Genomic DNA, 23,984 nt, shown 5'->3' with positions numbered 1-23,984 from the left:
GTGGCCCCCACCTGTCGCGTTCAACGGGCCGGCGTCACCAGGCCCATACCGTCGGCTCACCGAGCTGGCCGAAGTCGGCGCGAAGGTTCGCGGTCTCCAGAAGCTGGCCGCCCTTGTCGAAGACCTGCACCTCAGCCACCTGGTCAGGGTCGATGTGGATCACGCCCACCCCGCTGTCGAGTCGGCCGCTGGCAATCGTTTTCTTCTTTCCGTCGAGGAACTTGACGTCGGTTGCCGACTCCGGCCCGAAGACCAGCACACCGCCGCTGCCTCCCGGCACCGGAACGACGGTCAGGTCAGGGCCCCCCTTGGTCGTCCAGTAGTCGGACGGAGCCCCTAAGCCCGGCTGCTGCGGTGACCGTCCGGGCTCGACCTCGACCCTGAGCATTGCGGCGCAGCCGGCGTCGGTCGAGCAGGAACGTACCAGCACGGCAGCCGGTGCGCCGGGCACCCAGTCGGGCAACTGCCCGCCCCAGATCACCTGTGGCACCGGTCCGAGGAGTCCTTGGCCCTTCATTTCGCGGTCCAACTCGCGCGCTGCGGTGGCGGCGAGCGTGGCGTCCACCGAGCCGCGTGCACCATCGGTGGGAACCGGCGGAGCCGCTTCCTCCGGGTAGACGATCATGCTCCCACCGCCTGCCGGACCGTCGTATCGCACTACGCCCTGGCAGGTGAACCGCCACCGTTCGGCACCCTCTCCCGGGCCCCGGACCACGTAGCCCTCGGTGCTCACCACCTGCCAGCTCCGGGCGACCGATCCGTCCGGCTGGAGCCGGCCGTCGGTGGAAGCCTCGACGAGGCACCCGGCAGGTGCGAGCCCGGCCGTGAGGTCGGTGACGCGGCCGCCGTTCACCGGCGAGTGTCGACTGAGGAAGACGTACGGTTCCAAGGGTTGCGGCTCGACCGGGGTGCCGGTCTTGCGTAGCAGTTCCGGCACGGACGCCCCGGCCTGCCCGTCTCCTCTGCGGATCAACGCGTGTGAGGCGTCCAGGAAGGCCACCACCACGGTCCGGGAGTCCGGCATGTCGTGAGCCAGCAGCACTTTCACCTCGTCGAGCGTGGGGTCGACCAGCAGTTCGGCGCGGGACGCCCGGTACTGCCGCTCGATCTCCGCGATCAGCGTCCGGTCGTCGGCCAGGTTGCCCCGGGTCGGCGAGTCCAGCAACTGCCGCGCCATCGGCTTGTCGATCGGGCTCGCCGGCTGGTAGGTCCCGGCCGCTGGCGGTGGCGAGGAGGCCACGCCGGTGACCGTCAGCCGGCCGGCTGCGCCGAAGACCGGCAGGGCCATCGCCGCCGCCACCACGCCGGCCACCCCCAGCACGGCCACCCGCCGTTGCCGGCGCCGACGCACCCGGGCCAGCAGCCGCTGGTACGGGTCGGGACCGGGAACCACCGGCTCGGCGAGCCTCGTCAATGCCTGCCTGATGTCATCAGCCATCGTTCACACCTCTCCATTCGTGGTGACCGGCTCGGCAGAGGAGGCCGGCAGCACCGCGCGTAACCGGGTGAGCCCCCGCGACGTCTGGCTCTTCACCGTGCCGATCGAGCAACCGAGCGTGTCGGCGATCTGCGCCTCGGAGAGGTCCTCCCAGTAGCGCAGCACCAGCACGGCCCGCATCCGGGGCGGCAGGCTGTGCAACGCGGTGAGTACCTCGTCGCGCACCACGACGCCGTCCGCCACGTCGGCACCGCGGCCCCGGTCGGCGTGCAGCCGCCAGGCGCCGGTCACCCCGGCCAGGAACTCCCGGGAACCGAACCGGTGCCACAGGCTGACCCGCTCGTTGACCATGATTCGGCGGACGTACGCCATCGGGTCGTTGACCTGCCGCCAGCGGCGCATCGCCCGCATCAGCGCGCTCTGCACCAGATCCTCGGCCGAGTGCCGCGAACCGGTCAGCAGGTACGCCGTCCGGACCAGATCCGCGTACCGGATCTCGACGAATTCACGGAAACTGTCATCCGTCACCTGCACTCTCCAGTCCTCGGAGGTCACCGACGAAAGGAAGAGCCGGGGACGACGGAAAAGGTTGCCTCGCCGGGCTCGTGGCTTCTCCCGATCAACGTCTCCCGGCCAGGGAGCGGCCACCGATCCGGTCGCCGAGGAGCTACCGACCGCCGATCAGCGCGCCGCCGCCACCAGACCGTTCTCATAAGCGGCGATGACCAGCTGCGCCCGGTCGCGGGCACCGAGCTTGGTGAGCAGATTGCCGATGTGGGTCTTGACGGTCTTGACCGAGATGGTGAGCGATCGCGCAATCTCGTCGTTGGACAGGCCGCGCGCCACCAGCGACAGCACCTCGGTCTCGCGCACGGTGAGCACCCCGATCCGTCCACCCGTGGGTGGGCCGGGACGGTCGAGATAGTGCGTGACGAAGCGGGTGAGGATGCTCGGGGCGAAGAGAGATTCACCCGCATGCGTCCGACGGATCGCGTCGATGAGCCGGTCCGGGTGCGCATCCTTGAGCAGGAAGCCACGGGCTCCCGCCCGCAGCGCGGCGGACACGTACTCGTCGAGGGCGAACATGCTGAGTACGACGACACTGCTGTGACGCAGCTCGGCGTGCCCGGTGATGCGGCGGGTCGTCTCGATGCCGTCGCCGTCGGGCATCCGGATGTCCATGAGGATGACGTCCGGCCGGCGTTCCAGGGCGAGCGTCACGGTCTCGTCGCCGGTGGCGGCCTGGCCCACCACGGCGAGGCCGGGGGTGCTGTCGATGAGGATCGCGAGACTGTGCCGCAACAGTTGCTGGTCATCCGCGACGAGCACCCGGATGTCGCTGTGCTGCCGCCCCGACGGCTCGACGCTCATCCGGGCTCCCGATCAGGCAGGCGCGCCGTGAGATGCCAACCTGGCCCGGCTGGCCGAGCGGAAACCTTCCCACCGAAAGTGGACACCCGTTCGCGTAGCCCGTCCAGCCCTCGACCCGCCCCCGGACTGGACCGCCAGCCGTCGCGCGGGCCGTCGTCGCGGACACCGACCACGACCGCGTCGCCGTCGCGGGCCACACTCACCCACACCCTGGTCGGGCCCGCGTGCCGGGCGGCATTGTTCAGCCCTTCCCGGACGACCGCGCAGACGGCCAGCTGAACGCCGGGCGATACCGCCCCCACCTCGCGTACGTCGAGCGTGCCCGCCAGGCCGGCGTCGTTCGCTTCACGCAGGATCGTGGGCAGGGCGTCGAGCGTGTCGATCGGCCGCAGGGGAGCGGGCTCACCGGTGGGCGAGCGCAGCACGTCGAGCATGCGCCGCAACTCGGCGGTGGTCTCCCGGCTGACCCGCGCGATGTCGGCCAACGCGGTCAGCCGCTCGGTCTCGCCGGCCGGACCGGTGAGCCGCGCCGCAGTGGCGGCCCGCACCGTGACCAATCCGAGTCCATGCGAGACGAGGTCATGCAGCTCACGTGCGATGCGCAGACGTTCCGCGGTGGCCGCCCGCTCGGCCGCCCAGGCGGTCAGTCGGTCCTCGTACCGCCGGTGCTGACGCCGGGCACGAACCAGCGCCCACACCGACGCCGCGACGGCGAGGACGGTGATCACTGCCAGCAGGAGCACCCCGACCGGCCCTTCGGCACCCGTCGTCACCAGGCACAGGACCAGGCCCGCCGGCACCGTGGCGGCGACGACGGACAGCCAGGGTCGCCGTGCCGGACGCTCGCCAGGTGCCACGTCACGAGTCTAGGAAACAACCCCTCGCATGCCATCGGACCTAGGTCGGAGCGCCCCCGGTCGGGGTGGCGGCGGCGGAGTCCGGGCCACGGCCCGATGACGCCGACCCCGGCCATGGACTGACATGGTGGTCATGTTGTCAGTCGAACGCCTGGCCAAGCGGCGCGGCTCCCGCCAGATCCTCACCGACGTCACCTTCCGGGCCGTACCGGGCCGGGTGACCGGCCTGCTCGGACCCAACGGCGCGGGAAAGTCCTCCACCCTGCGTATCCTGCTGGGCCTGGACCGGGCCGACGCCGGTACGGCGCTGGTCAACGGTCGGCCCTACCGGTCGCTGCGTGACCCGCTGCGCACCGTCGGGTCGATGTTGGAGGGTTCCGGCGCGCACCGCTCCCGTACCGCCCGCAACCACCTCACCTGGGTGGCGCGCAGCAACGGCATCCCGAGGCGACGGGTGGCCGATCTGCTCGAACAGGTCGGTCTCGGCGCCGCCGGCCGTACCCGCGTCGGCCGGTTCTCCCTGGGCATGGGACAGCGCCTCGGGCTGGCCACCGCACTGCTCGGTGAACCCGAGGCGCTGGTGCTCGACGAGCCGGTCAACGGGCTGGACCCAGAGGGCATCCGCTGGCTGCGGGAACTGTTACGTGGACACGCCGACGCCGGCGGCACCGTGCTGCTCTCCAGTCACCTGATGGGCGAGGTCGCCGAGATCGCCGACGATCTCGTCGTCATCGCCCGTGGCCGGGTGGTCGCCGCCGGCCCGATCGACCAGGTCACGGCGGGACATCCGACGTTGGAAGCGGCCTTCTTCGCACTCACCGACACCGAGCCGACGGCGGGTGCCCGATGAGGTTCCCGTACGTCGTCGCGGCCGAGCTACGCAAGACCCTGACCCTGCCCGCGGCCCTCGTGGCGTTGGCCGTCGCGGTGCTCGGTCCGGCCGGGGTAACGCTGCTCAACGCTCTGTCCATCCGCAGCGTGCTGCGGGCCGGACGGCCCGAGCTGACCGCCTACAGCACGGCCGCGGAGGCGGTTCTCTCCGCCGTCCCGCTCGGTGCGGTCGGCGCCGTGGTGCTCGGCGTCGTCGCCATGGGCAGCGAGTACACCGCGAACAGCACCAGGACGGGAGGTGGACGACAGATCACCACCACTCTCACCGCCACTACCGGCCGGGTCACCGTGCTGGCTGCGAAGGCCACCGCAGTCGTGCTGCTCGTCGCGGCAGCGGCCGTCGTGGCCATTCCCGCCTCCCTGGCCCTGGCCGGCGGGATCCTCGGCACCGACGGCACACCCGGTCCGGCCGACGCCCCAGCCCGTCTGGTCGGCGCCGGTGTCTACTGGGCGCTCACGGCGCTGATCGCGCTGGCGGTGACGGTCTTCACCCGCAGCGGGATCATCCCGGTCATCGTGCTCGTGGCCAACAGCTCCCTCGTCTCCGTCTCGTACCTGCTGTCCCACCTCACCCCGCTGGCGAGGTACCTGCCGGACCTCGCGGGCGCCAGCCTGTTCGCCGGTGACCTGCTGGCCTTGGACAACGCGCTCGCCCCGCTCGCCGGTGGTCTCGTCATGGCGGCTTGGACGGCAGGGTTGCTCGTCCTCGCCGGTGTCGTGTTCGCTCGGCGGGACGCATGAGCCGGGTGCTTCGGCAGGCGGTCACGGCGGAACTTGTCAAGCTGGGTGGCCTGCCGGCCGTCGTCGCCGCCGTGCTCGGCACGGTCGGTGCCGCGATCGTGATGACCGCGGCGCTGGCCGGGGCACAGGTCGGGGCGGAGCGGGCCACCGCGATCGTGCTCCAGGCGGTGCCGTACCTACAGGCCGGCACGATCCTGCTCGGCGTGCTGGCCGTCGGGACGGAGTACACCGGGGACCAGATCAGGACGAGCCTGGCCTGCGTACCGGACCGCTGGGTCATGCTGAGCGGCAAAACCCTCGCCTACCTGGCCTGGGCCAGCAGCACCGCCATCGCGGCGGTGCTCGCCGGGTGGCTGACCGCCCACGTCGTACTGGCCGCTCGGGGCGTTCCGGCCACCGGCACCTCGTGGCCGGTCGTCGGCGCGATCGCCTACCTCGTGCTGATCGGGCTGCTCGCCCAGTTCCTCGCCGTGCTCACCCGAGGACTCCTACCCGCCCTGATCGGCATGCTCTGCCTGGTTCTGATCCTGACGCCGCTGCTGCGTGGGGTCACCCGGCACGCCCGCTATCTGCCGGGCGCGGGTGAGTTGCTCTACCGGCCCGGGTCGGACGACGTGCTCACCCCGGCCACCGGCCTGCTCGTGCTGCTCGGGTGGATACTGGCCGTCGGCACCGTGGCGGTGGTGGCCTTCCTGCACCGGGACGCCTGAGCGTACCCACGGCACCGCACCCCGCCGACGACCCGTACGCGGACGCAACCAAGTCGGGTCCGCGTACGTCCAAGCGGCATGAGAACTTCCCGAAGTGGGTGGCTGGCTCTGCTGCCCCTGCTGATGCTCACCTCATCGGCCTGTGGCCAGCAGAGCGATTCCGCAGGTGCCGGTGACACCGGCTCTGCCGAGCGGTTCTACTCGGCCGACACCGTGGTCTTTCGCATGGATCATGTCGGCGGGTTCGTGACGCCGACCATGCGGGCCGCCCGCCTGCCCGCGATAAGCGTCTACGGCGACGGGCGGGTGATCACCGAAGGGCCGATGACCCTGGCCTATCCCGGTCCGGCGTTGCCCAACCTCCAGCTCGGCACGATCAGCGCCGAGGAGGTGGAGAAGCTTGTCGAGTCGGCGCACGCCGCCGGGGTCGGCACGGTGAGCGACCTGGGCACGCCACCGGTCGCCGACGTCCCGTCCACCCGGTTCGCCGTCTTCGACACCGGTGGGATGCAGGAGTTGGAGGTGCAGGCCCTTACCATGGGCGGTGCCGACGACCCGGCTGCCGAGGCGGGTCTGACCGCCGACCAGCGGACGGCCCGCGACAAGCTACGCGAATTCGCCGAGTCGTTGACCAGCGAGTCAGGTCCGCTCGGCACGGCACACACCACCACCGAGGCGTACGCACCGACCGCCGTGGCGGCCGTCGCCGAGCCGTGGGTCGCCAACGACGAACTCGGCGAGCAGCCCGAGCTGGCCTGGCCCGGCCCGGCCCTGCCCGGCGCGGAACTCGGCAAGGACCTGGGGATCGGCTGTGTGACGGTCACCGGTGACCAGGCGCGGAAGATGCTTACCGCCGCCGCGAGCGCCAACGCGCTCACCCCGTGGGTGTCCGAGGGCAAGCGGTGGACGGTCACCCTGCGCCCGCTGCTGCCCGACGAGACCGACTGCGGCGACCTGGCGAACAAGAGCTGACCGGTGTACCGGGCGGCCGACCTGCCCACCGGCCGCCCGGCGGATCCCGGACCGGAGCGTCTAGGCTGCCGCCCGATGAACGCGCCGTCTCGCATCCTCGTCTACGGGGTGCATGGTTCCGGTAAGTCCACCCTCGCGGAGCAGTTGGCGCAGCGGCTCGGCGTGCCCTGGTACCCGGTCGACGACCTGCTCTGGGAGCCCGGCTGGGTCGAGGTGCCGGTCGCCGTGCAGCGCAGCCGGATCGAGGCGATCTGCCGCCGGGACCGCTGGATCCTCGACGGCGCCTACCACGGCTGGCGCGACGTCCCGCTGGCCCGCGCCGACCTGGTCATCGGCCTGGACTACCCGCGCGGGCTCTCCTTCGGTCGACTGTGGCGGCGCACCATGCGCCGGCTGCGCACCGGGGAGGAGATCTGCAACGGCAACCGTGAGTCGCTGGGCAGCGTGCTCTCCTGGGACTCCGTGCTGCGCTGGCACCTCACCGGGTACGCCCGGGAACGGCGGCGGATGCGGGCCTGGCACGCCGACCCGTCCGGGCCACCGGTGCTGCTCGTCGACACCCCCGAGGCGCTGGAGCGCTGGCTGGCCGGGCTACCCCGCTGACACCGTGCTGGCCGGTGGCAGCTGGCGCAACCTTCGGGCGGCGAGTACGGCGACGGGCACGCCGACGGCCACCACGGCGACCGCCTCGATCGAGCCGAGCGTGGCCAGGGCGACGTGCTGCACCTGGTTGCGGTAGTCGAGCAGGGTCGCGACCCGGACGATGAGCGTTGCCGTGGCGAGCAGGCTGAACGCCAGCGACCAGGGCGCGGCGCCGGGCGATCGACCGACCCCGCGCACCGCCAGGTGGACCGCGATGGCGGCGGTCACCACCAGGCAGGCCAGGCCCGGCCAGTCCAGCAGGTGGAGCGCCGGTGTGCTGGTCTGGACGACGAACAGTGGCACCGGGACCAGCAGGATGCCGACCGGCACGGCGAGCAGCCAGGGACGGCGTGGCACCGCAGGGGAGTCGTGGCGGAAGGTCGACATGGCCAGCAGCAGCACGATGTCGGTGATCCGCATGGCCCAGGTCGTCACGGACAATGGCGAGGCGCCGACGGCCTCGATCACGGCGGTGATGACCGGGGGGACGACGGCGATCAGGGCGACCGCCTGGGCCACCCGTCGGTGCCCCAGGACGAGCGCGAGGTAGGCCGGCAGCCAGGCGTAACTCGCGAGTTGCCAGGTGGTGTGCCAGCTCTGCGCCGGCACCGTGAGGGTCGCCTCCGGTGCTGGCAACCCGGGGATCCGCCCGGCAAGCCACAGCATGATGCTGATCCCGGCGGTGGCCATGACGGCATTGGCCAGCACCCCCATCAGCGTCGCCAGTCGCACGGCCTGGCCCCAGGCGTACGCCCGCGGTGGTGCACCGACGCCGCCGAGCCGCAGCCGAGCGGCCAGCGACAGCACGCTGGCGACCTCCGGCAGGCTCGGCCGGCCGTAGTCCGCGAGATACTCGTCGGTCTCCGGATCGCCGGTGGTCATGCTCTCCAGGAAGGCGGCGACCATCTCGTCTTCCCATTCCTGCCGGTACGCGGCGGGCAGCAGGCGCAGCACCCGGCGGTAGCGCTCCTCCAGGCGGCTCACGACGACTCTCCCGTGACCGGTCTGCCAGAGTTGGCCAGTCGGGCCGAGGCGAGGTGCGCGTTGGCGGCCAGCCGGCGGGCCTCCGCATCGAGCGCATGGCGACCACGCTCGGTCAGCCGGTAGTACCGACGTAACCGCCCCTGCCATGCCTCCTCACGGTCCACTTCGACCAGGCCGTCACCGACGAGCCGGTCCAGGGCCCCGTAGAGGGAGCCGATCTTCAGCCGTACCCGGCCCTGGGAGAGTTCGGTCGTCTCCGCGACGATGCCGTACCCGTGCCGGGGGGCGTCGACAAGTGCGGTGAGGATGAAGAACGCGGGTTCGCTCATTGCCCGGGAGCTCATGCGATCACTATATCTTGCCGCGCAAGATATAGTGACGACGCGACCAGGTGTCGTCCCGGGTCACTCCCAGGCGAGCCGTAGCTCGTTCATCCCCGGACGAGCCCTAGCTCGCTCATCGCCGGACGAGCCCTAGCTCGCTCATCGCCGGCAGCGGTTCCAGCCAGGCCAGGTGACCGTCGGCGACCGCGATGGTCCGGCTGCCTGTCGAATCGGTCGCGGTCAGCCCGACGCCCGGCCGTCCGGAGGGTGCGGTGCGCTGGTCGTCCTCCAGCGCGAGGTGCAGCATCGGCCCGCCCGCCGCGAAGCCGGCGATGGCCGCGTCGAAGGCCGGGCGTTGCTCGACCGGCACGTGGATCCGGGTCGCGGTGTGCACGACCAGCCGTGGCACTCCCGGCGGCAGGCTCGCCGCGACGTCGGCACCGATGTCGATCACGTTGCCCCGCAGCACCCGGGGCGGATCAGCGGCCACCGCCGCCATCGCCGCCCGCAGCAACGCTGCCTGGTGCGCGTTCTCCGGCCAGACGAGCGCACGCAGCCACGCCCGGTCGGCCGCATCGGTGAGATCGGGCGGATCCAGATCCACGCCGACGGCGTCGACGATGCGCGGCACCCCGTCCAGCGCCGGCAACAGGTGGGCGTCCGGCACGTCGACCGGAATCCGCACCGGCGCGGTGGGCGCGCCGATTGTCGTGCCGCCCACGGTGAAGGCGTAGCGGTCGGCGCGCAGGTTCAGGCCCGCGCTGCACCCCACCTCGACCACGCAGACCGGCCCCGGGTGCGCGCGGCGCAGCAGCGCCAACCCGAGCCGCGTCACCAGGGCGCGCTGCACCTGGTTTGTCTGCACCAGCCGGGTGGCGAGCAGCGCCGCGATCTCGGCAGCGTACGCCGCACAGAACCGGGCGAAGGCCGGGCCGGTCTCCCCGTCGACCGCCCTGGCCCGGTCACCGACGACGGAGGGGTAGTACTCGGCCAGCGGGTCGGTGGTGCCGCCCAACAGCAGATGATGGACGGCACCGAAGAGCGCGAACGTCGGCTGCTGTCCTGCCCGGGTACGCGCCGCCAGTTCGAGCAGCCCCGGATCGTCCGCGACCACCGCAAGCAGATGACTGTAGAGCGCCGAGCTGCCGAATCCCCGCGCCGTCCGAAACGCCTCCGCCACCCCGTCGAGGTCCTGCACCCCCCGACCCTAACCGAGCCGTCCGCTCCATCCGCTGCCGAATGGATCTTGGTCCAGAACCGCCCTCGGAAGGGCGTATTCCGTCCAAGATTTATAAGGGCCGGTCGTGGAGGACAGTGCCGAGTCGGGCGACGTCGGCTGGTACCGGTCCGCGTTGGGTGATTTCGGCGAGAAGCGTACGGGCGGTGGGACGGCAGCGGACTTCGGCGGGAGCAACGCCGTCTGCCTCGACCAGCTTCTGTCCCGCCTTGCCGACGTCGCCGGTATCAAGGTAGGCACGGGCAGCCTCGATGAGGTGGGCGGCTCGATGTTCGGGTGGTAGGTGTCGCCAGCCGTGCTGGCGGATGGCGTGTTCATGCCGATGGATGGCGTCGCCGAGGTCGCCGAGGTGAAGTGCGGCGAGGCAGCGGGCCAACTGGACGGCGCTGCGGCCGAAACCGGTGTGCTGCGGATCCGGATGACTGGGACGCCGGTCTGCGAGATCTGCGGCGTGATCGAGCAGGTCATGGGTGTTGCGGCGGTCGCCGGTGCCGGCGGCGGCGAGTCCGGCCTGGACGAAAAGACTGCCGCGTACGGCGTCGTCGTCTACGGCGTCCGCCACCGCGAGGGCGGCGGTGAGGGCGAGGCGGTGTTGCCCGAGGGCGCGGAGTGCTGCGCTGACGGCGATGCTGGCGGTGCCGATGAGGGTTGGGCCGCCGGCAGCGTTCGTCACGGCGCGGTCGGCGGCGAGCCAGGCGAGGTGGGGTTCGCCGAGTTTGACAAGCACGGCGGCGGTGATCCGATAGGTGGCCACGAGCAGACTTCGGGTGCCGTGGGTGGCGTCGAGCAGGGCGGGCAGGGCGTTCAGGAGTTGCGGGTAGCGAGCGTGCTGGTAGCTCAGCCAGGCGTGCGCCACCTGCCGGCGGGCCTGGTCCGCCGTGCCGGTTCGCTCCGATCGGTGGTGGTAGCTGGCCAGCGCAGCGCGGACGGCGTCGACCCCGTCGAGGCCAGCCGTCGTGGGCGGTGGAGGATGGCGGGGGCCGAGCAGGATCTCCGGGTCGAGGCGCAGCACGACGGCGATCTCCCTGATCACCGAGTAGCGGTCGAGCCTGCGTACGCCGCGTTCGACCTTGTCGACCCAGCTCTTCGACTTGCCGAGTCGGTCGGCGAAGGCTTGTTGGCTCATGCCCCGGCGGGCGCGTAGCTCGGCCACCCGCCGCCCGAGTGGAACCGCGTTGTGATCGCGCCGGTGGGGGCGGTTCATCGTTTCCACTCCACCGGTGTCATGGCCGCAGTGGACTCCCCACAGCGTGGACACCAGCGGGACTTGATCCGAAACGCGAACAGCCCGAGTAAGAAGCCCGGCAGCAGCCCACCGAGCACCACCAACACGGCCCTGGCAGCCACGAGCACCCTCACCTCCTGTGTCGTAATGTCTACATAAAGTGAAGTGGCTCGTTGGGTTCCTCGGTAGCCCGAGGGGCCAGCGGGCATGTTGAACGTGTTGAACGCCAGATTCAAGAGGGAAGGCCAGCGGATGGCGCGGGCACCCAGGCAGCGCAACGAGAAGTTGCTGGCAGCCATCAGAGACTGTCGGTGGTCGTACGAGGCTTGTGCCGCAGCCCTTCGAGTGGTCGCTCGTGAGAATGGGGACGATCTTTCGTCCTGCGACCGGTCCCACATCGGACACTGGGTCGCCGGAGTGAAGCCCCATGGCAGGACCTGCCGATTCCTGGCCGAAGCGATCTCTCGCAGACTCGGCCGGGTGATGAATCCGATCGATCTCGGCCTACTCGAAGGCGGTAATCTGGAGCCCGACCTTGGCGGCCTGGATTGGTGGGAGCATGCACCTGTCACCGATCTCCTGACAGTCGGGAGGGCCGACTTGGAGCGACGAGAGTTCGGGCTTAGCGCCCTGTACTCGTTGGCAGCGCTGGCCGTACCGCTTGACCAATGGCAGGAGATCGCGGACCGGGGGCGGCAGGCTCGGGGCGGGGGGATCGCCGTGGGCCATCGCGAGATCGACGCCGTACGGGACATGCTGGCGGTGTTCAGCAAGGCGGACGAGCGGTTCGGCGGTGGTCATGCTCGCCTCGCTGTTGTTCAGTACCTAACCTCCGACGTGGCGGGCTTTCTTCAGGGGCGCTTCTCCTCCGACCAGGACCGCAGGGCCATGTTCAGTGTCGCGGCCGAGATGACCTACCTTGCCGGCTGGAAAGCCTTCGATTCGTCGCTACACGGGCTGGCCCAGCGGTACTACGTCCAAGCGCTGCGTTTGGCGAACGAGGCGGACGACCGGCCGCTCGCCGGCTTCACGCTGCGGGCGATGGCACACCAGGCCGTTGACCTCGGCCATGGACAGGAAGCGCTGCGACTCGCAACCTCATCGCTCGAATGGTCGAGGGGCAGGGCGACCCCGGCGGCGACTGCGCTCTTCACCGTCCTGACTGCGCGGGGTCACGCAGCGACGGACGACAAGGCGCGTACCTCGGCGGCGATAACGGCGGCCGAGGCTCACCTCGCAAACGCCGAGCCCGACGACGAGCCGATCTGGATCCGGACCAGCGGGTTCACTGAGACCTCCCTGGCCAGCCAAGCCGGCCAGGCCCTTCGCGATCTCGGTGACCTGCCTGCGGCCGAAGCCCAATTCCGGCGGTCGATCGCCACCCGGAATTCTGAGGCGTATCGGCGCATCCACAGCCTGACCCTGGCCAACCTCGCTGATGTGCAATGCGCCCAAGGACGACTCCACGAGGCGACCGAGAACTGGAACCATGCCATCGATGCGATGGCGGGAGTCAGATCCGGCCGAGCGGCGGTCGCCGTGAGGAACATCCGAACCCGTCTCGGCAGCTTCGGCTCCCGCCTGCCTGTATTCGCGAAGCAGCTCGATCGGCGGGCTGCGGTCTTTCTGAATGACGCGGCAGGCCGGCGAGGTGGTGAACGAACCTGAGGGAATGCCACCGAGCCGTCACCACGATCCCCGGCTCAGGTATTAGGCAGGCGACAGTGTCGGAGGTATTTCGCTCGCGGTTCGGCAGGGATGTCGGGCAGGCTGTCGCGTCGTGAGTAGCCGATTGCGCGCCATCGCCGAGGACACGGTCGCCATCGCCGAGCGTGGCGCCTACCGTACGACCGACGGCGAGGTTTCCATCGCCGCCGAGGTCGTGCGGGCGGTGGCCGGTACCCGGTTGTACCTGCCGACGGACGCCCTGGCGGCGCCCGCGCCGGCCGACACCGTGCCGGCGGTCGAGGTGACCAACGAGTCGACCCTCTCGGCGACCAGCCGGCTCGGCGGCGACCTCGCCTGCCTCGTCTTCGCCTCGGCGCGCAACCCCGGTGGCGGCTTCCTCAATGGTGCCCAGGCCCAGGAGGAGAGCGTGGCCCGCTCGTCGGCGCTCTACCCCTGCCTGCGGGCGGCCGAGGACTTCTACACCCATCACCGCAGCCACCCGGAGCTGACCTACAGCGACCGGGTGATCTACTCGCCGGCCGTGCCGGTCTTCCGCGACGACAGCGGAAGTTTGCTGCCGGCGCCGTATCCGGTGTCGTTCCTGACCGCCGCCGCGCCCAACCGGTCCGCGATCGTCCGCAACCAGCCGCAGCATCTTCCCGACCTGCCGGCGGTGCTGGCCCGCCGCGCCGCCCGGATCCTTCAGGTCGCCGCCGCCCACGGCCATCGTCGGCTCGTCCTGGGTGCCTGGGGCTGCGGGGTGTTCGGTAACGAGCCGGGCACGGTCGCCGCCGCGTTCGCCACCGCCCTGCGCGACATGCCCTGGTTCGACGAGGTGGTGTTCGCCGTCCTGGACCGCCAATCCGGCACCCCGACGTACGCCGCGTTCGCCGATGCGCTGCGCTGATTCGGGCCGTGCGGCCCGGCCCGCGAGGAGGGGTGAGCCTGCTCGCGGGCCGGGTCTCGGGTGATTACCTGGCTGCTTCGCCGAGCGGACGCCAGGCGAGGGCGGCGACGACCGCCACCGTCGCGGCGGCGATCCAGAACGGCGTGGTGACCGTCCCGGCGCTGGCGAGCAGGCCACCGAGCAGGGAACCGAGTGCGGCGCCGCCCAGGTCCAGCAGCGCGTACGTGCTGCCCACCCGGCCGCGCAGTGCATCGGGCACCAGTCGCTGCCGGATCGACGCGACGGTGATGCCCCAGACCATGCCGTGCAGGCTGAACAGGACGATGGCGGTCGCCGCCACCCAGGGCGTCGTCGTGACCGCCAGAACCAGATGGGTGGCCACCTCGATCAGCAGGCCGGTCCGCAGCACCATCGGATTGCCGAACGTCCGCCCGAGCCGGGCCGCGACCGTGGTGCCGGCCAGGCCGCCGACCGCGAAGGTGGTCAGCAGGAAGCCGTACCCGAGATCGGACAGACCGAGTCGCTGCCGGCAGTAGAGCACGAACACGGCGAACGCCGCGCAGAAGGCGACGTTGGCCAGGCCCATGCTCACGGCCAGGGTCCGCAGCAGGCGGTGTCGCCAGAGCCACCGCATGCCCTCGGCGATGTCGCCGCGCAGCGACCCCACCGGCGGGACGTGCGCGGGCCTGATCGGCTCAGCCTGCGCCGGCCGCAGGGTTGCGATAAACGCCGCCGAGACGGCGAAGGTCAGCGCGTTGAGGCCGAACGGCACGGCGGCGGAGATGACGAACAGCCAGGCCCCGAGCGGTTTGGCGGCGAACTGGTTGCCGATGGTGAAGGTGGCGGCCAGGCGCGCGTTGGCGGCGGGTAGCCGGTCGGCGGTGACCACTGACGGCAGCAGGGCGCCCAGCGCGGTGTCGGCGAGGGTCTCCCCGGTGCCGAGCAGGAAGACCACCGCGTAGATCACCGCCACGGTGACGGTGCCGGTGGCGACGGTCAGGGCCAGCGCAGCGAGGGCGGCGGCCCGCAGCAGGTTGACCGCCACGACCAGCCGACGCCGGTCGAGCCGGTCCACGTAGACGCCACTGACCAGGGCGAACAGCAGCCAGGGCAGTTGCTGGGCGAAGACCGCACCGGCGATCAGGGCCGGGTCGTCGCTGACGGCGGCCACCAGCAGCGGACCGGCCGCCATGGTGACTCCGTCGCCGATGTTGGAGACCGCCGAAGCGGCCCACAGTCTGGTGAAGTCCGCGCCGAGACGCGCGGATGACAGGGCAGGCAAGAATGCTCCTCGAGCCAGGAAGGGAAACGGTCGACACCGGACCGCTTCGCGGCGAGGAGCAGCGCACCGCCGGTAGGCCCGGCGGCGGACCGGTCAGCGCCCGGCGTGCTCTCGCGGCGAAGCGGGGACCGTCACCATGTCGAGGCGCATCGTGGCTCCCATCTGTGGCTCGATGACGTCGGCAGCATATGGCGTTGCCTAGCTTCCGTCACTGCGGTGCGGCGTGGACGACCGGCTGCGAGCGACGCGGCGGCACGGGCGTCCGGCGAGCGGTGCTGCGGTGGATGATCCATTCGGCGACCGCGATGTTGATCAGCCAGCCGGCGGCGTGCAACAGCGCCCGGGTCAGCTCGCTCGGCGGGCCGATCACCAGCAGCCACGGTAGGTGGGTCAGGAACTGGGTGCCGGCGCCCTGGCCGATGGCGTACCCCCGGATCATCCAGGCGCGGTGCCGGACGAGGTCACGCCGCAGGATCGCGACGAAGCCGAGCACGATGCTCACCGCCATCGCGGCGCCGAAGCTCACCCGCAGCCCGATGAGCAGCGCACCGTCGATCGGCAGCAGCGGGTAGAACAGGGCCATCCACACCCCGGCAAGGGCGGCGGCGATGCCGGCCGGGACCAGCAGCCGCCCGGCGACCCGGTGCCAGCGTGGATGCCGACGGCGCAGGCTGGGGACGAACTGGAACGCGCCGAGCAGGCAGTACAGGGTCGCGGCGACGATGTGCACGACGACCGGTGCCGGGTCACCGACGAACCGGGCGTTCTCCGGCGTCACCGCGACGCCGACCGAGAGTTGGACGACGCGGACGGCACCGGCGACCACCGGTACGAGACTGAGCAGGATCAGGCCGGCGGGGATCAGCCACTCCCGGCGACCGAGACGCTTCGCGGACATACCCCGATCGTGCGATCCCGGCGGCCTGAACTCATCGGCGCGCAGGCTCCGGCCGTCCCGGCCGATGGTGCGAGGACGTCGTCGTACCAAAGTCCGACGTCAGCGCCGGCCACCGCCAGACACCCGGCGCGTCTCGTACGCCCAGATCGCGATCTCGACCCGGTTCCGGGCCCCGAGTTTGGCCATCAGGCTGGCGAGGTGGCTTTTCACGGTGCTGAGGCTGATGTGGAACTCGTCGGCGATCTCGCTGTTGGTTCGTCCCCGGGCCACGGCGGTGAGCACCTGCTCCTCGCGGTCGGTGAGCGGATCGACCGGCTGCGGCGGCGGTGTGGTCGGTCCACTGTCGGCGAAGGCAGTCAACAGCCGGGTGGTCACGCTGGGGGCGATCAGCGCATCGCCGTTGGCGGCGGCATGCACCGCCTGGGCCAGCAGGGCCGAGCCGGCGTCCTTGAGGAGGAAACCACGGGCACCGGCGCGCAGCGCCGCGTAGACGTACTCGTCGAGGTCGAAGGTGGTGATGACGACGACCGCGAGCGGTTCGGCCACCGCCGGTCCGGCGAGCTGGCGGGTGGCCTCGATGCCGTCGACGCCGGGCATCCTGATGTCGAACAGGCACACGTCCGGGCGCAACCGCCGGGCCAGCTCGACCGCCTGCCTACCGTCGGCTGCCTGGCCGACGACCTCGATGCCGGGCTGGGCGTCGAGAATCATCGCCAGCCCGGTCCGGACGATCTCCTGGTCGTCCGCGACGACCACCCGGATCGGCCGCTCACCGGCGGGCACCGGTGCGCCGGGCGGCGGGCCGGTCACGCCGCCGTCCGGGGCAGTACCGCGACGACCAGCCAGCCCCGCTCCGGGCCGGGACCGGCCTCGCAGGTGCCGCCGAGCAGGCCGGCCCGTTCGGTCATGCCGACCAGCCCGTACCCCGAGGAGCCGCCGGATCGGCCGGCGGCTTCGCCGTCGTCGGTCACCTGGAGCCGTACCGTGCGCTCGTCGACCTGCACGCGGACCTGGATGCGGGTCGCGTGCCGGGCGTGCCGGCGGGCGTTTGTCACCGACTCCTGGGCCAGCCGGTAGACCGTGCTGCCGACCGCCGGATCAAGGGCTGCGGAGTCACCGACGATCTCCACGTGCACGGCAGGCTCGGCCGGTGCACCTTCGGCGAGGCGGGCCAGATCCGACACCTGCGGAGTCGGCGTCAGCTCCGGTGGCGTGCCGTCGCGCAGCACCCGGACCAGGCCACGCATCTCGGCGAGCGCCCGGGACGCCTCGACCTCGATCAGCCGCAGTGCCTCGGTGGCCGCCTGCGGGCGGGTCGCCGCGACCGCGAGCCCGGCCTGGGCGCGGACCGCCACGGCCGAGATGTGGTGGGCGACGGTGTCGTGCAGGTCGCGGGCCAGCCGTTCCCGTTCGAGCAGCTTGGCCGCGTCGAGTTCGCGCTGCCGGGCACCGGTCCGGTAGCGCAGCGCGGCCCCTGCGGCCAGTACCGCGAAGAGGACGACGAAGCCGCCGACCAGGTCGGCGAGCCCGAGTTGCCCGATCGCGGCGCCGAGGCACACCTTGCCCACGATGATCGCCGTACCGAGCAGCGCCTCACGCCCGGATCCCCAGCGGAACAGCGCGTACGCCAGCAGCAGGACGAACGCCCCGGCGGCCAGGTCGGTAACCTCCGGGCCGGTCAGCAGCGGCAACAGCCCGAGCAGCCCGAAGGCGAGCGCCACCATCAGCAGCGGGTGGGTCCGTCGCCACAGCAGCGTCGGGATCAGCGCCACCGTCACGATCACCGTGCCGCTCCGCCAGGCAAGCTCCGGCCGGAGCAGCCCTTCGAGCAGCGCGGCCGGCACGAGCAGGCCGAGCAGCAGCCAGTCCCGCCAACCGCGGCGGGGCGCGCCGGCCGGGCGCGGCTCGTCCCACACGGAGCGCAGCAGAGCGGGCACGCACCAATGGTAGGAATCCTCACCGCAGCCCGGATCGGCCCAAAGTACGAGCCAGGGTGCTCAGGACTCGCCGGCCAGCCGGGCCGCCCGCTGGCTGATCGCGTCGACTTGGCGGCGGAGCTGGCGTACCGCGGTCTCGTCGTCGCCGTCGACCGCCGTGACATCGTCGAGCAGTCGGGTGTAGTCGCTGGCCAGCCGCAGGAACGCCGGGCGGGCGTCGCCGCCTGGGCGGTTGGCGTACCGCTGGTCGAGGTCGATGATCTGCTGGGCGAGGGCGGCGGTGGCGGCGGTGAGCGCGGCCCGGTCGTCGGCCCGCGCGGTGCGGCGGGCCCGCTGGGCGTCGGCGAGCCGGCCGGCCCGGCGTCCGATGAGCCAGAGCATCGTCGCACCGGCCACCACGCCACCGACCGCCGCGCCGGCCAGCACGTACCGGGGCAACGACGGGCTGATCGTCCGGGCGCCGTCGGGGACGATGCCGGCCCGGACCAACCGGTCGTAGTTGAGCACGATCATCTTCACCGCCTCCACCGGCTGGTCGACGAAGGCGTCGGTACCCTGGCCGATCGTCGTTTCCACCACGATCGCCCGGCCCAGGTCCCGGTCGTCGTGCTGGGCAATGCGGGAGCAGCCGTACGTGTCCCAGTCGTCCCCGGCGCGGCTCATGACCAGCACGACGGTGCCCGCTGCGGCGCGCTCGGTCTGCCGGCAGGCGGCCCGCAGGTCGTCCCCCGGTGCCATCAGCAGCACCACCAGCCGGCGGTTTCCGATGGCCCGCTCGGCGGCGGCCCGGTCCAGGTCGACCCCGGGCGCGACGTACACCGACGAGGAGCGGACCTCGCGGGCGATCGGGCCGTCGAAGATCCCGCCGGTCCACAACGCCCATCCGGCCAGCGCCAGGCAGGCCAGCACGGCACGGCCGAACCGGGTACCGACGAGGTTGCCGAGCCAGCGGCGCAGCGTGGCGGTCACGAGAGCCTGCCCTGGAGGTAGTGGTCGGGCCGATAGCTGGAGATGCCCACCAGCCGGGCGGTCTCGTCCAGTTCGGCGGTCGCGTCGTCCAGCAGCCGGCTCACGTGCGGTGCGGGCAGGCCCTGCTCCAGCGCCGCGCGGGCGGCCTGGAGCTTGCCGATGCCCCGGGTCAGCGCCGGGTTGCTGCGGGCGTCGGTAAGCAGCGACACCTCCACCGCGAGCGCGGTGAGGCCGGCCAGTCGGGCCGGGCTGGCCGCCTGTCGCCGGCCACCGCCCAGCACGCCGGAGCGGTGCAGCGAGCGGACCGACAGCACCACGAAACCCGCCACGCAGGCCGCGAAGATCCAGGGCAGCGCCGGCAGCGCCACCCGCAGCGGGTCGAGCGGCCGGTACGGCAGTGGGCGGTCGAACAGGCCCGCGTACCTGATGTCGGTGACCCGACCCAGGTACGCGCCGAGCACGTTCTGCTGTGGATAGTCGTACCGGCTGAGCCGGTCGCCGAACTGGGCGTAGAAGCTCGCCCCGGCCAGCTCCGCGAACTCCGCGGCGGCCGGGCCGTGGTACTCGATCCACTCGCCGTACATCACCAGGATCGGGCGGTCCGGCGCGAGCCGGGTCAACGCCGGCCCGTACCCGGGCAGCGGCTCGCCGTACGGCTGGGCGGGCAGGACGACGTACCACGCCCCGTCGGGAAAGGCGGACCGGCTGGCCTCCTCGGGCAGCTGGGTGAGGCTGGCACCGGGGCCGATGTGCAGCCCGTCGGCGCGCAGGTCGGCCAGCACGGTGGCCAGCTCCGCGTCGGACGGGTCACGCCACTGCGGCTCGTCCCGGTCGGCGTCGGCCGGTACGTCCCGCAGCTTGGCGATCATGGTGACCAGTTGGCCGGTCACGTCGCGGTTGGCGAACTGGGCCCGCCAACCGTCGAGGCTGTCCGGGGTCGCCAGGTACGCGCCGCCGCCGACCTGGGTGCCGACCACCCGTACGGTGGCGTTCTCGACCTCCCGCACGCGCTTGCGTTCGGCCTCGTCGAGACCGGGCGGGGCGACCAGGATCCGGATGTCGTCGTCGCCTATCGCGTCCCGGACCCGCTGCTCGTCCCACCGGGCCACGGCACCGGGCAGCCGGACCACCGGGTCGGCGGCCACCAGCGCGGTCATCTCCTGAGTCGAGGGCACCGTGGCGTCGCTCAACTCCCCGGCCGAGCCCTCCTCGATGCGGGCCGACGGTGCCGGGGACCGGCCGTAGCTGACGTCGACGCTCTGCCGCTGGGCCAGCAGGAAGACCACCAGGACGACCGCGGCCACGCCGAGCAGCGCCCACCGCAGCAGGTCAAGGCGGCGTACCGGAAATCGGGCCGTCATGACCGCGCCTGCCACAACTCGTCGGCGCGGCGGGCGTGCTCGGCCGCCGCGCTGGCCGCCGCCGCGCCGCCCCGCTCGGCGGCGAGCAGTTCGGCGCGGGCCAGCAGGCGTTCGGCCTCGGGTATCCGGGCCGGGCTGGCGTCGCGACTGACCGTGGCACTGTCGATCGCGGCCCGCGCGGTCGACCAGGCCAACCGGGCCCGCTCGGCGCGGGCCCGGCGGCGGGGCAGCAGGGTGGTGACGAGGCCGGCGGCCAGCAGCAGCACACCGCCGGCCAGCCAGCTGAGCAGGGATGGTGACATGCGCTCCCGCCGTCCGAGGAAGATCAGGTACGGCTACCTGTCTAGTCGAACGGTGCCAGTGCCCGCACCTCACCCCCTGGGTAGCGCTCGGTCGGTCAGCCCTTCACGGCGCCGGTCAGGCCGCCGACGATCCGTCGCTGGAACAGGCTGAAGAACAGCAGCGCCGGGATCATCGACAGCGAGGTGAACGCCAGCACCTTTGCCGTGTCGACCGAGTACTGCGACGCGAAGGCCTGTACGCCGAGCGGCAGCGTGAAGGTCTCCTCCCGGTTCAGGATGAACAGCGGCAGCAGGTAGCCGTTCCAGCTCTGGATGAACGTCAGGATGCCCACGGTGATGACTCCCGGCATGGCCAGCGGGAGCACCATCCGCCAGAAGAAGCCCAGTCGGCCGCACCCGTCGATCGAGGCGGCCTCCTGGATCTCGTCGGGGATGGCCCGTACGAACGGCACCAGGATGATGATCGTCATCGGGATGCCGAAGCCGATCTGCGGGAGGATCACCCCCGGCAGCGTGTTCATCAGCCCGAGGCTCTTGACCAGGATGTAGAGCGGGGTGATCGCCACGGTCAGCGGGAACATCAGGCCGGCGGCGAAGAGCGAGTACATCGCCCCCCGCCCTCGGAACTTGTACCGCGCGATGATGAAGCTGGTCATCAGGCCGAGGATGACCACGCCCGCCGTGGTGAACAGGGCGACGAGGGTGGAGTTGAACACCTGACGCCAGAACGTGGTGCCGGTCAGCACGTCGAGGTAGTTGTCGACCCGCCACGGGCTGGGCCAGCCGGCGGGGTCGGTGGTGATCTGCGCGTTGGTGCGGAAGCCACCGAGGATGATGTAGATGACCGGGGCCAGCATCGTCCCGATGAGCAGCAGCGCGACGAAGTAGACCGACGGGTTGCCCCACGCCAGTCGCTGGCGGGGTCGCCTCGCCCGGCGCCCGAACACGGCAGTCGCGGCCATCAGTTCCTCCCTCCGGTGATCGCGCCCTCGGTGTCCCGGCGCAGGATGAATCGCTGGTAGAACAGGGCGGCGACGAGCGAGACGAAGAACAGCACCACGGCGACCGCGTTGCCGTACCCGTACTCTCCGGCGGTTCGGCCGTTGGCGACCATGTAGGTGGCCATCGTCGACGTGCCGGCGGTGTCCGCGATGTACTGGCCCCAGATGATGTAGACCAGGTCGAACAGCTGGAGCGCGCCGATCATCGACAGGAACGCCCAGATCCGGAGCGTCGGGCCGAGCAGTGGCAGGGTGATCCGACGCTGGATCTGCCAGTACGACGCCCCGTCGATCGCCGCCGCCTCCGTCAGCTCCTCGGGGATGCCCTGCAACCCGGCGAGGAAGAGGATGACGGCGAAGCCGATGTACTTCCAGGTGAGGATGCCCATCAGCGTCCAGATCGCGATGTTCGGATCGGAGAGCCACTCGGCTTGCAGGAAGCCCAGCCCGATCTTTCCGAGGGCGGCGTTGACGACGCCGTCCCAGTGCAGCATCAGGCTGAAGCCGGTGCCGACGACCACCTCGGAGATCACGTACGGGATGAAGACGAGCACCCGGATGAGGGTCTGCCCCCGGATCTGCCGGTTCAGCAGCAGGGCGAGCAGGACGGCTGCCGGGCCCTGGAGCAGCAGCGACAGCACCACGATCACGCCGTTGTGGCGCAGGGCGGCGAGGAAGGTGCCGTCCTCGAAGATGAACACGTAGTTGCGGAAGCCGACGAATTCGGTGGGTGGGCCGAACCCCTGCCAGCTGTAGAAGCCGTAGTACGCGGCCATCGCCACGGGGAGGATCACGAAGGACAGGAACACGACAAGTGTCGGCCCTGTCATCAGCGCGATTTCCAGCCGGGCCGGCCAGCCGATGCCCTTGCGTTTGCGGCGCCCGGCCGGGGGCGACACGACCGGCGTGTCACCCCCGACCTTCGTCAGACCCGGCGCCGGGTCCGGCGCGAGTCGCACGCTCTCGTGTTGCGTGTCAGACATGGCGGTTGAACTACTGCGCCTTCTTGGCGGCGGTCTTGACCGCGTCGACGATGCTCTGCGGGTCGCCCTTGCCGGCCAGCATGTTCACCACTGCGGTGTTCAGGGCGTTGCCGACGTTCTGGCCGTAGACGGTGTCGAGCCACTGCGAGACGAACGGCGCCTGGTTGTAGGCGGCGAGGATGGACTTCAGGTGCGGCTCTTCGACCGCGGCCTGCGCCTCGCTGTTCACCGGCGGCGCGTTGAACGCCTCGTAGTAGGCCTTCTGCACGTCCGTCCTTGCCATGTAGTTCAGGAAGGCGGTGCACTCTGCCTTGGGGGCCTGCGCCGAGCAGGAGTACCCGTCGACCCCGCCGAGGATCGCGCCGGGCTCACCGGCACCGCCCTCGACGCTGGGGAAGGGGAACCAGTCCAGGTCGGGCAGCGGCTTCTCGTCCGGGGTCAGGGAGGCGATGACGCCGGGGTTCCAGGCGCCCATCAGCTCCATCGCCGCCTTGTGGTTGGCGAGCAGACCGGCGGAGCTGCCGGCACCCTGCTGCGCCGACGTGGTCAGGAAGCCGTTGTTGAACGGCTGGGTGGCGGCGAAGTCCTGCACGCTCTGACCGGCCTTCAACCAGCACGGGTCGTCGAAGTTCATCGTCTGGCCGGCCTTGGTGATGGTGTCCGAGCTGCACTCGCGCAGCGCGAAGAAGTAGTAGTAGAAGGCGGCCGGCCAGGCGTCCTTGGCACCGAGGGCGATCGGCTGGACGTCCGCCGCCTTCAGCTTCTGCACGGCGGCCTGGAGGTCGGCGAGCGTGGTCGGCGTCTCGGTGATGCCGGCCTTGGCGAACAGGTCCTTGCTGTAGAAGAAGCCGCCGGGCAGTACCGCCACCGGCATCGCGTAGACCTTGCCCTCGATCGTCTGCGCCGTGAACGAGCCCTCCGAGATCACCTTCTTGGTGTCTTCGGTGATCGAGTCGGTGATGTCCAGCAGCTGGCCGGCCTTGACCATCGCCGCCATCTTGCCGCCGCCGCGCTGCATGAAGACGTCGGGGGCATCGCCGGAGTTCAGCGCGGTCTGGAGCTTGCCGTCCAGGTCCTCGTTCTGAATCGCCTGGATCTGGATCTTCACGCCCCCGTTGGCCGCCTCGAAGTCGGCGACGGTCTTCTCCCAGAAGGCCTTGCCGGGCCCGGTGGAGGCGTTGTGCCAGAAGCTCATGGTGACGTTGCCGTCACTGTCGCGGTTCTCCGAATCGCCGGCCCCGCAAGCGGCCGTGGCCAGCACGCCCGTTGCCAGAGCTACCGATAC

Annotated in this window: 25 protein-coding genes; 7 read left to right on the top strand and 18 right to left on the bottom strand. The window is 71.2% G+C overall.

What is annotated here, in order from left to right; translation table 11 throughout:
* Window positions 1-34: 34 nt before the first annotated feature.
* The 4 genes from QQG74_RS19510 to QQG74_RS19495 form a co-directional block, all read right to left on the bottom strand.
* On the bottom strand, window positions 35-1,438 hold the full coding sequence (locus tag QQG74_RS19510; protein WP_341716198.1) for a hypothetical protein: 1,404 nt from the start codon (window positions 1,436-1,438) through the stop codon (window positions 35-37).
* Window positions 1,439-1,441: 3 nt separating this feature from the next.
* Window positions 1,442-1,966 carry a SigE family RNA polymerase sigma factor gene (locus QQG74_RS19505; protein WP_341716197.1) on the bottom strand — a complete coding sequence of 175 codons (525 nt, stop codon included), beginning with the start codon at window positions 1,964-1,966 and terminating at the stop codon, window positions 1,442-1,444.
* 153 nt (window positions 1,967-2,119) lie between these two features.
* Entirely contained in the window at window positions 2,120-2,809 is a 690-nt protein-coding gene (locus QQG74_RS19500; protein ID WP_341716196.1) for a response regulator transcription factor, read from the bottom strand.
* A complete protein-coding gene (locus QQG74_RS19495) occupies window positions 2,806-3,666 on the bottom strand; it encodes a histidine kinase (protein WP_341716195.1) in 861 nt (286 codons plus the stop codon). Before QQG74_RS19495 ends, QQG74_RS19500 begins: the two co-directional genes overlap by 4 nt.
* A gap of 133 nt (window positions 3,667-3,799) precedes the next feature.
* Here QQG74_RS19495 and QQG74_RS19490 point away from each other — a divergent pair, with 133 nt between their 5' ends.
* From QQG74_RS19490 to QQG74_RS19470, 5 genes are all read left to right on the top strand, one after another.
* Window positions 3,800-4,516: an ATP-binding cassette domain-containing protein gene (locus QQG74_RS19490; protein WP_341716194.1), complete on the top strand. Its 717-nt coding sequence runs from the start codon at window positions 3,800-3,802 to the stop codon at window positions 4,514-4,516.
* Entirely contained in the window at window positions 4,513-5,298 is a 786-nt protein-coding gene (locus QQG74_RS19485; RefSeq protein ID WP_341716193.1) for a hypothetical protein, read from the top strand. The genes QQG74_RS19490 and QQG74_RS19485 overlap by 4 nt, the downstream gene beginning before the upstream one ends.
* Window positions 5,295-6,008, top strand: coding sequence for a hypothetical protein (locus QQG74_RS19480; protein WP_341716192.1), 714 nt, complete (start codon window positions 5,295-5,297; stop codon window positions 6,006-6,008). Before QQG74_RS19485 ends, QQG74_RS19480 begins: the two co-directional genes overlap by 4 nt.
* Window positions 6,009-6,119: 111 nt before the next feature.
* Window positions 6,120-6,980, top strand: coding sequence for a hypothetical protein (locus tag QQG74_RS19475; protein ID WP_341721293.1), 861 nt, complete (start codon window positions 6,120-6,122; stop codon window positions 6,978-6,980).
* Between the two features lie 75 nt (window positions 6,981-7,055).
* Window positions 7,056-7,583 (top strand): AAA family ATPase, encoded by a 528-nt coding sequence (locus QQG74_RS19470; RefSeq protein WP_341716191.1) that lies wholly within the window; start codon window positions 7,056-7,058, stop codon window positions 7,581-7,583.
* On the opposite strand, the gene QQG74_RS19465 is transcribed toward QQG74_RS19470, so the two are convergent.
* The 4 genes from QQG74_RS19465 to QQG74_RS19450 form a co-directional block, all read right to left on the bottom strand.
* Window positions 7,572-8,606 (bottom strand): hypothetical protein, encoded by a 1,035-nt coding sequence (locus QQG74_RS19465; RefSeq protein ID WP_341716190.1) that lies wholly within the window; start codon window positions 8,604-8,606, stop codon window positions 7,572-7,574. The two genes, QQG74_RS19470 and QQG74_RS19465, sit on opposite strands and share 12 nt — an antisense overlap.
* On the bottom strand, window positions 8,603-8,935 hold the full coding sequence (locus tag QQG74_RS19460; protein ID WP_341721292.1) for a PadR family transcriptional regulator: 333 nt from the start codon (window positions 8,933-8,935) through the stop codon (window positions 8,603-8,605). The genes QQG74_RS19465 and QQG74_RS19460 overlap by 4 nt, the downstream gene beginning before the upstream one ends.
* A gap of 127 nt (window positions 8,936-9,062) precedes the next feature.
* A complete protein-coding gene (locus tag QQG74_RS19455) occupies window positions 9,063-10,127 on the bottom strand; it encodes a DUF2332 domain-containing protein (RefSeq protein ID WP_341716189.1) in 1,065 nt (354 codons plus the stop codon).
* A gap of 91 nt (window positions 10,128-10,218) precedes the next feature.
* Window positions 10,219-11,370, bottom strand: a complete 1,152-nt coding sequence (locus QQG74_RS19450) for a helix-turn-helix domain-containing protein (RefSeq protein ID WP_341716188.1) — start codon at window positions 11,368-11,370, stop codon at window positions 10,219-10,221.
* 501 nt (window positions 11,371-11,871) lie between these two features.
* Between QQG74_RS19450 and QQG74_RS19445 the strand changes: the two genes are divergently transcribed.
* Together QQG74_RS19445 and QQG74_RS19440 are read left to right on the top strand one after the other, a co-directional pair.
* Window positions 11,872-13,059, top strand: a complete 1,188-nt coding sequence (locus tag QQG74_RS19445; RefSeq protein WP_341716187.1) for a Tat pathway signal protein — start codon at window positions 11,872-11,874, stop codon at window positions 13,057-13,059.
* A 112-nt stretch (window positions 13,060-13,171) separates the two neighbouring features.
* The gene (locus tag QQG74_RS19440; RefSeq protein ID WP_341716186.1) at window positions 13,172-13,966 is read left to right on the top strand and encodes a TIGR02452 family protein; all 795 of its coding nucleotides are present in this window, start codon (window positions 13,172-13,174) and stop codon (window positions 13,964-13,966) included.
* 64 nt (window positions 13,967-14,030) lie between these two features.
* On the opposite strand, the gene QQG74_RS19435 is transcribed toward QQG74_RS19440, so the two are convergent.
* The 10 genes from QQG74_RS19435 to QQG74_RS19390 form a co-directional block, all read right to left on the bottom strand.
* Complete coding sequence (locus QQG74_RS19435; protein ID WP_341716185.1) at window positions 14,031-15,248, bottom strand: MFS transporter; 1,218 nt, start codon at window positions 15,246-15,248, stop codon at window positions 14,031-14,033.
* A 208-nt stretch (window positions 15,249-15,456) separates the two neighbouring features.
* A complete protein-coding gene (locus QQG74_RS19430) occupies window positions 15,457-16,146 on the bottom strand; it encodes a DUF2306 domain-containing protein (protein ID WP_341716184.1) in 690 nt (229 codons plus the stop codon).
* 99 nt (window positions 16,147-16,245) lie between these two features.
* The gene (locus QQG74_RS19425) at window positions 16,246-16,956 is read right to left on the bottom strand and encodes a response regulator transcription factor (protein WP_341716183.1); all 711 of its coding nucleotides are present in this window, start codon (window positions 16,954-16,956) and stop codon (window positions 16,246-16,248) included.
* The gene (locus QQG74_RS19420) at window positions 16,953-18,083 is read right to left on the bottom strand and encodes a histidine kinase (protein WP_341716182.1); all 1,131 of its coding nucleotides are present in this window, start codon (window positions 18,081-18,083) and stop codon (window positions 16,953-16,955) included. Before QQG74_RS19420 ends, QQG74_RS19425 begins: the two co-directional genes overlap by 4 nt.
* 60 nt (window positions 18,084-18,143) lie before the next feature.
* Window positions 18,144-19,052, bottom strand: coding sequence for a hypothetical protein (locus QQG74_RS19415; RefSeq protein ID WP_341716181.1), 909 nt, complete (start codon window positions 19,050-19,052; stop codon window positions 18,144-18,146).
* Window positions 19,049-20,413 (bottom strand): hypothetical protein, encoded by a 1,365-nt coding sequence (locus tag QQG74_RS19410; protein WP_341716180.1) that lies wholly within the window; start codon window positions 20,411-20,413, stop codon window positions 19,049-19,051. Before QQG74_RS19410 ends, QQG74_RS19415 begins: the two co-directional genes overlap by 4 nt.
* Window positions 20,410-20,715 carry a DUF6403 family protein gene (locus QQG74_RS19405; protein ID WP_341716179.1) on the bottom strand — a complete coding sequence of 102 codons (306 nt, stop codon included), beginning with the start codon at window positions 20,713-20,715 and terminating at the stop codon, window positions 20,410-20,412. Before QQG74_RS19405 ends, QQG74_RS19410 begins: the two co-directional genes overlap by 4 nt.
* A gap of 95 nt (window positions 20,716-20,810) precedes the next feature.
* A complete protein-coding gene (locus QQG74_RS19400) occupies window positions 20,811-21,677 on the bottom strand; it encodes a carbohydrate ABC transporter permease (RefSeq protein WP_341716178.1) in 867 nt (288 codons plus the stop codon).
* A complete protein-coding gene (locus tag QQG74_RS19395; RefSeq protein ID WP_341716177.1) occupies window positions 21,677-22,699 on the bottom strand; it encodes a sugar ABC transporter permease in 1,023 nt (340 codons plus the stop codon). The genes QQG74_RS19400 and QQG74_RS19395 overlap by 1 nt, the downstream gene beginning before the upstream one ends.
* Before the next feature lie 10 nt (window positions 22,700-22,709).
* A complete protein-coding gene (locus tag QQG74_RS19390; RefSeq protein WP_341716176.1) occupies window positions 22,710-23,894 on the bottom strand; it encodes an extracellular solute-binding protein in 1,185 nt (394 codons plus the stop codon).
* Between the last annotated feature and the right edge of the window lie 90 nt (window positions 23,895-23,984).

Origin of the sequence: Micromonospora sp. FIMYZ51 (assembly GCF_038246755.1) — a bacterium.
Lineage (GTDB): Bacteria > Actinomycetota > Actinomycetes > Mycobacteriales > Micromonosporaceae > Micromonospora.
Note: the sequence above shows the minus strand (reverse complement) of the source record. Positions and strands in the feature narration are given on the sequence as shown.